This window comes from Methylobacterium trifolii (assembly GCF_022179685.1).
GTDB classification, from domain to species: Bacteria; Pseudomonadota; Alphaproteobacteria; order Rhizobiales; family Beijerinckiaceae; genus Methylobacterium; species Methylobacterium trifolii.
The window spans coordinates 1-5,493 of record NZ_BPRB01000334.1; the positions used below are offsets into that span (position 1 = coordinate 1).

Annotated in this window: 6 protein-coding genes; 4 read left to right on the forward strand and 2 right to left on the reverse strand. The window is 66.6% G+C overall.

Going from position 1 to position 5,493, the window contains the following annotated elements; all coding sequences use genetic code 11:
• Positions 1-215: 215 nt before the first annotated feature.
• Positions 216-344, reverse strand: a complete 129-nt coding sequence (locus COGEMETH_RS23695; RefSeq protein ID WP_238185138.1) for a TFIIS helical bundle-like domain containing protein — start codon at positions 342-344, stop codon at positions 216-218.
• Positions 345-1,241: 897 nt separating this feature from the next.
• On the opposite strand from COGEMETH_RS23695, the gene COGEMETH_RS23700 reads away from it, so the two are divergent.
• Genes COGEMETH_RS23700 through COGEMETH_RS23710 form a run of 3 tightly spaced genes read left to right on the forward strand, consistent with a single transcriptional unit; the run spans position 1,242 to position 3,813 of the window.
• On the forward strand, positions 1,242-1,472 hold the full coding sequence (locus COGEMETH_RS23700) for a hypothetical protein (protein ID WP_238185139.1): 231 nt from the start codon (positions 1,242-1,244) through the stop codon (positions 1,470-1,472).
• Entirely contained in the window at positions 1,469-2,911 is a 1,443-nt protein-coding gene (locus tag COGEMETH_RS23705; RefSeq protein ID WP_238185140.1) for a replicative DNA helicase, read from the forward strand. Before COGEMETH_RS23700 ends, COGEMETH_RS23705 begins: the two co-directional genes overlap by 4 nt.
• Positions 2,908-3,813 (forward strand): DUF1376 domain-containing protein, encoded by a 906-nt coding sequence (locus COGEMETH_RS23710; protein ID WP_238185141.1) that lies wholly within the window; start codon positions 2,908-2,910, stop codon positions 3,811-3,813. The genes COGEMETH_RS23705 and COGEMETH_RS23710 overlap by 4 nt, the downstream gene beginning before the upstream one ends.
• A 497-nt stretch (positions 3,814-4,310) precedes the next feature.
• Here COGEMETH_RS23710 and COGEMETH_RS23715 read toward each other — a convergent pair whose 3' ends face one another.
• Positions 4,311-4,628 (reverse strand): hypothetical protein, encoded by a 318-nt coding sequence (locus COGEMETH_RS23715; protein ID WP_238185142.1) that lies wholly within the window; start codon positions 4,626-4,628, stop codon positions 4,311-4,313.
• Positions 4,629-5,310: 682 nt separating this feature from the next.
• Here COGEMETH_RS23715 and COGEMETH_RS23720 point away from each other — a divergent pair.
• A partial coding sequence (locus COGEMETH_RS23720) for a hypothetical protein (RefSeq protein ID WP_238185143.1) occupies positions 5,311-5,493 on the forward strand: 183 nt, incomplete at its 3' end.

Here is a 5,493-nt window from a genome sequence, read left to right on the forward strand (position 1 = left end):
CGCGATCCGACCTGGGCTTCCTATTCGCGTGCCCTGACGGAGGCCCGCCTCGATGGGACGCAGCCGCAGCGCCTCCACGATGCGCGGAAGGGCAACCTCCGCCGCCGCACACGGCGACGCCGCTCGCACCCGACCGAATCCCGTCTCCGCGGGAGGCCGAAGAGAGACCGGCCGAACCGGGCGGGCGTTGGCCCGAGCCCGTGCCCTCCGGCCGGCTACTTCCGCAGGATCTTGGTGACGAGCCGGCCGATGGCGTTGCTCGAACTCGCGTTGCGGTCGTCGCGGGCGACGGGGCGGTCCTCGTTGCCGAGAAGCTTCGTCACGATGCGTCCGATCAAGCTCATGGGATCATCCTTGCAGGAACGTCGCCCGACGCGCGGACCGTGACGGGCATATGGGGGCCGCGGCGATGATTCCGAAAGGCGGATCGACGCCGGAACGGCACAGCTTGTCCCATCAACGAGCCAGATGGGCCGCGCGTTCCTTCGATGGGCGCGTCCCGGACGTCGGATGCCGGGACGCGATGAGTACTCGAACCGGGTCCCGATACGCGTCCGCCGCGATCTTTTCCGTTCGGATGTCGTCCCGGGTCGATAGACGGCAATGCAACGCAAGTGTACGTTTGGTTAACCAACATCATCCCGGATACCTGACGATGAATCGCACCGACAGCCGGACGGACACGTGGCCCGCCGCGCCACGCCCGCTCACGGCGGCCGTGATGCTGTCTCTCGTCGTGGTCGGCCTTGCGATGACGCTGCCCTTCATCGTCGTCGGCGTGGCGCTGTGGGGTCTCGGAGCCGCTCGGAGAGCCTGGTCGGGAGCTTTCTCAGCAGCTAGCGGTCCTGCCGCGCCGCGTTCGGGCCAGGCACTTCTGGGTCGCTGGCTGTAGAAGGTCTGATGCTTCAGCAAGCGCGTTGGAGCGGGTGATCGGGATCGAACCGACGACATTCAGCTTGGGAAGCGCAGGTAAACCGCTGGCCGAACTTGCCTTGGTTCCTCGTCGCACTGCGACGAAGGGAACGGGTGATGAGTGCCAAAAACGGAAACGCCGTCGCGGGGGTGAAGGCCCGCAACGGCGCTGGAAGAGTTAGCCCTCGGGGGAGAACCGATTCGGAGGATAGGGCAGGGCGCACGACCCTGACAACCCGCCTCGTGGCGCTGATCGACCGCGAGGGCATGGTCCGCGGCGTCTTTTACCAGGCCGCCGAGGCGCGCGCCTTCCTTCAGGGAGGCTGCTTATGAGCGCCCCCCGCACGATCGCCACCGTCCGCAAGAACAACAGCCAGGAAGTCCGCGTCCGTCTGATCGTCAACGACGGCTACGCCCTGATCGACGTTCGGGTCTTCGCAGCTCCGCGCCACGGGGGAGGGGAGCCCCATCCGACCGCCGCCGGGATTTGCCTCGCCCGGTCGAAGCTCTCGGCCCTGATCGAGGCCCTGCAGGCCGCCGAGCGCGAGGTGACGCCATGAGCGCCTCGCTCCCCAACGCCCTGACGGCCAGGCTGGAGGCAGACAATCAGCTTCCCGTCACGCCGTCCGCCGTCGAGGCCGAGCAGGCCCTGCTCGGGGCCGTCCTGCACAACCCGGAGGCCCTGGACCGCGCTCGCGACCACGTCCGGGCAGAGGACTTCTTCGAGCCCGTGCATCGGCAGATGTTCGAAGTGATGTGCCAGCGCCGCGATGCCGGCGAGGCCATCGACTGGAAGCTGATGAAGGCCGTCCTCGGGAACGCGGACCTCGGCGGCGTCACCACCGGGCAGTACATCGCCCGTCTCGCTTCAGAGGCCATCACGGTGGTCGGTGCCCCCGGCTACGCCCGGATGATCGCCGAGGCGGCGCAGATGCGCACCGTGTACGAGACGTGCCAGGCCGGCGCTGCCCGGATGACCTGCGGCGCAGTGGAGAACCCGGCCGCCTACGCCACCCACATGATCGAGCAGCTCGACGCTGTCGCCAGCGCGGCGCTCGCCGAGCACGCCCGCCGCGTTACCCTCGGCCACAGCGTCACCAGCGTCCTCGCCAGGGTGGACCAGGTCCGCCAGGGCCATGCCCCCCGCGGTGTGCCCTACGGCCTGCCGAAGCTCGACGGCTACACTCTCGGCATGCGCCCGAGCCAGTTCATCGTGCTCGCCGGTCGGCCCGGCATGGGCAAGACGACGGTGGCCCTCCACGTCGCCCTGACGGCGGCCCGGCGCTCCGGCGCGGTCGGGTTCTTCTCCCTGGAGATGGGCGCCGACGAATTGTCCGAGCGAGTGCTCGCCGCCACCGCCTACGATCCCCGCGAGCCGGAGCTCATCACCTACCGCGCGATCGCTGAGGCCCGCGGCCTGTCGCCGGACGCGATGGGACGCCTGCAGGAAGCCGAGCGGGCCTGCGCCGGCATCCCGCTCTGGATCGAGCCGCAGGCCGGCCTGACGCTGGCGCAGATTGCCGCCAGGGCCCGGCAGATGCGGATGCGGGCCGAGCGCCAGGGCATCCCGCTGGCCGCCATCTTCATCGACCACATCGGCCTCATCCGCCCGTCCAAGCGCTACCAGGGCAACCGCGTCCAGGAGATGACGGAGATCTCGTCGGGCCTGAAGGGTCTGGCCAAGGAACTGGGCATCCCGGTCGTCGGCCTCTCGCAGCTCAACCGGGAGGTGGAGAAGCGCCAGGACAAGCGCCCGCAGCTCGCGGACCTACGGGAATCGGGATCGATCGAGCAGGACGCGGACGTCGTCCTCGCCCTCTACCGGGACGCCTACTACCTCGAGCACAAGGCCGACCGCACCGATGTCGAGGAAGACCGTCTCGCCCGGTGCCTGAACGAGCTTGAGATCGAGATCCTGAAGCAGCGCTCAGGCCCGACCAGCCGCATCACCTGCTTCTGCGACGTCGCCTGCAACGTGCTGGCGGAGGCGGCGCGATGAGTTCGCTCCCGACCATGCCGGTGGGCGTCGACCGGCACATCGCCGACACGGCGCACATGACGAACGAGGAGGCCGGCGCCTACTTCCGTTTGCAGATCTTCGCCTGGCGCTCGCCGGGTTGCTGCCTGCCGGACGACGATGCCCGGTTCGCTCGCATGCTCGGGACCACCCTTAAGCGCTGGGCTGTCCTGAAGCCGATCGTGCTGGCCAATTGGACTCTCGAAAATCGTAATTGGCGCAACGAACAGGTCGCTCGTGAGCACGCATTCGTCAGCGGAAAAGTCGAGAAGAAACGCGCCGCCGGGAAGCTCGGCGGACGGCCTAAGTCCTTGGAATTACAGGATCAGGCCGAAGCATCAGGTTCTGCAATTGGAAAGCAGAACGAAAGCGAACCGAAGGCAGCTAAAGCTAAAGCTAAAGAATCCCCTATAGTCCCCACGGGGGACGAGCCCGAAGGCTTCGCCGAGTTCCGGTCGATCTACCCGAAGCGGAACGTCGCCTTCCCGACCACCCTTGCCCGGAAGCGATGGCTCGACGCCCGACGACGGGGGATCGACCCGGCTGAGATCCTGGCCGGCGCCAAGGCCTACGCCACCGAGCAGGAGCGCATCGGCAAGGCCGGCACCGAGTTCGTGAAGACGGCCGACGCTTGGCTGCACCAGCAGCGTTGGCGGGACTATCCGCCGAAGGCCGAGGAGCCTGCCGCGGTGGCCGACGTGCCGGACGACGTCTGGCGGGATCGGGTGCGGTCCTGGAAGACCCGAGGCGGCTACTGGCCCTGGCAGCGGTGCGAGCCGCCCAACGACCCGCAGACGAAGGTCCCGCGCCACATCCTCGACGAGTTCGGTCTCGGGCCCGACCAAGGCCGGCCGGCGCTCGCCCTGCTGACGGGGACAGGCTGATGGGTAGCCCCGTGTTTTCGGGCCTGAGCCATCAGGCTCGCGGGGTCGGTCTCGGCGGGTGCGCTCCCCGGATTGGGGGAGCGCAGAGCCTCGAGAACTCGGGCCTGAGCCCGGCCGGCGAAATCTCGGCCCATCAGGATCAAGGGCTTAGCTGCCCTTGGCCCACTCCCCCGATCCGGGGAGCGGCGATCGATGCTTCCGCCATCTTGGGGGGTCGGCGCCGCAGCCCTGAGAACTCAGGCCTCGCAACATCGGCCGATATCTCGGCCCATCCGGCACCGCCCTCGCAGCCCGATGAGTTTTACGACGTTCTCGTAAAACCCCTGGCCGTGCGCCCTATCCGCCGCCCGGTGCAAAATTGCGTTGCCCTACGCGACGGCCCGGTGAGCCCGAAATGTCTCCGCTGCCTATGGGACGTGTACCGCGCATCCGGCAGCCCGGATTCGCGCAAGCCGTTGATTTCACTATTTATTCGGAGAATCCCGAAGGTGGGCGGCTCAGATGCCTATGCTCGCTGCCCCTGCCTCGGCAGCCTGCCTGACCGTCGCACCTTCGCGCAACGCAGCCGCAACGGCAGCGGAAGCCGTGTCGAGCACCTCTGCGCGGGTGTCGCCATAGTCGCGATTGGCGTCTCGGTTAGATCTGAAGCTTGCCTGATAGTTGTCAGGAAAACTCTGATCAATCCTAGACTTAAGGATATTCATGGCCGCATTGAAGTCGGCCGAAAAGTCGCGTCCCGAGCCTGGATTTGTGCTGTTCGCGGCGCGGCCCTGCGGAGAGCTGGAACGACTGAAGAAGAGGATGAAGAGGCTCATCGAGGATCGCGTATCGAACCCTGCCCCTTTGCCGATACCGCCCCGGCGGCCGAGCGCGCGGCAGCAGCATTAGCGCGGTGAACATGAGCAGGCACATCAGCCCGATAGTGACGGTGCCCCAGGACGGGGCTGGCGCCACCATCATCGTGACCAGTCCGCCAAGCGCGATGGCGGCCGCCATGATTGGAGCTGGGTCGACATTCAGAGCCATACCCGAGCATTCGTCTCGGACCTTGCGACCGGATAAAATCGATCGGTCGCATTCTCCGCGATCCCACGCATCTCAGGCGAAGCATGCGCAATAGAGAATGAAGTGTTTCAGAAAACCCGACCGACAGGACCTTTGAAACACATGCTGATCCCAGCAGCCATGACCAGCAGAGCGCACGATTGCATCCCGGTGCAAAACTGCGTCGGTCCGGATCGAGGGGGAGGGGGCCTGCGAAGTTCCCGACCTAGGGGAGCCTCAACCGCACAGGGTCCCATTCGCAGGTTTTATCCTGATGGGTGTTTTTGAGGGGTGCGGAGTAGTGCGGACTCCGCAGCCTCTAGGTTGATGGCTTAGATTTCAGCCGAAATGAATCAACGGGTTAGCTCTCGTCACGTCGCTGGCTTCGACAACTTCAATACGCAGCAACTCCGCACTCGCACTCCGCACTTACTCCGCACCCCTGGAGGCCCCATGACCATCGATCGCGAAGAGATCACCCGCCGAGCCGTAGCGGCTTTCGAGCACGCCGCAGGGCGGCTGTCCGACCGCGGCGTCAGCGACCTCGAAATCGGCCGGGCGATGGTCGCGGCCGGACTGTCCCGCTGGTCGCGTGCCGTGACCGGACAGCAACTCGTGGACTGTCCGACGTCAGCA

Coding starts and splice junctions, on each gene's coding strand:
- COGEMETH_RS23695 (WP_238185138.1), bottom strand. CDS start 344: ATGAGCTTGATCGGACGCATCGTGACGAAGCTTCTCGGCAACGAGGAC.
- COGEMETH_RS23700 (WP_238185139.1), top strand. CDS start 1,242: ATGAGCGCCCCCCGCACGATCGCCACCGTCCGCAAGAACAACAGCCAG.
- COGEMETH_RS23705 (WP_238185140.1), top strand. CDS start 1,469: ATGAGCGCCTCGCTCCCCAACGCCCTGACGGCCAGGCTGGAGGCAGAC.
- COGEMETH_RS23710 (WP_238185141.1), top strand. CDS start 2,908: ATGAGTTCGCTCCCGACCATGCCGGTGGGCGTCGACCGGCACATCGCC.
- COGEMETH_RS23715 (WP_238185142.1), bottom strand. CDS start 4,628: ATGAGCCTCTTCATCCTCTTCTTCAGTCGTTCCAGCTCTCCGCAGGGC.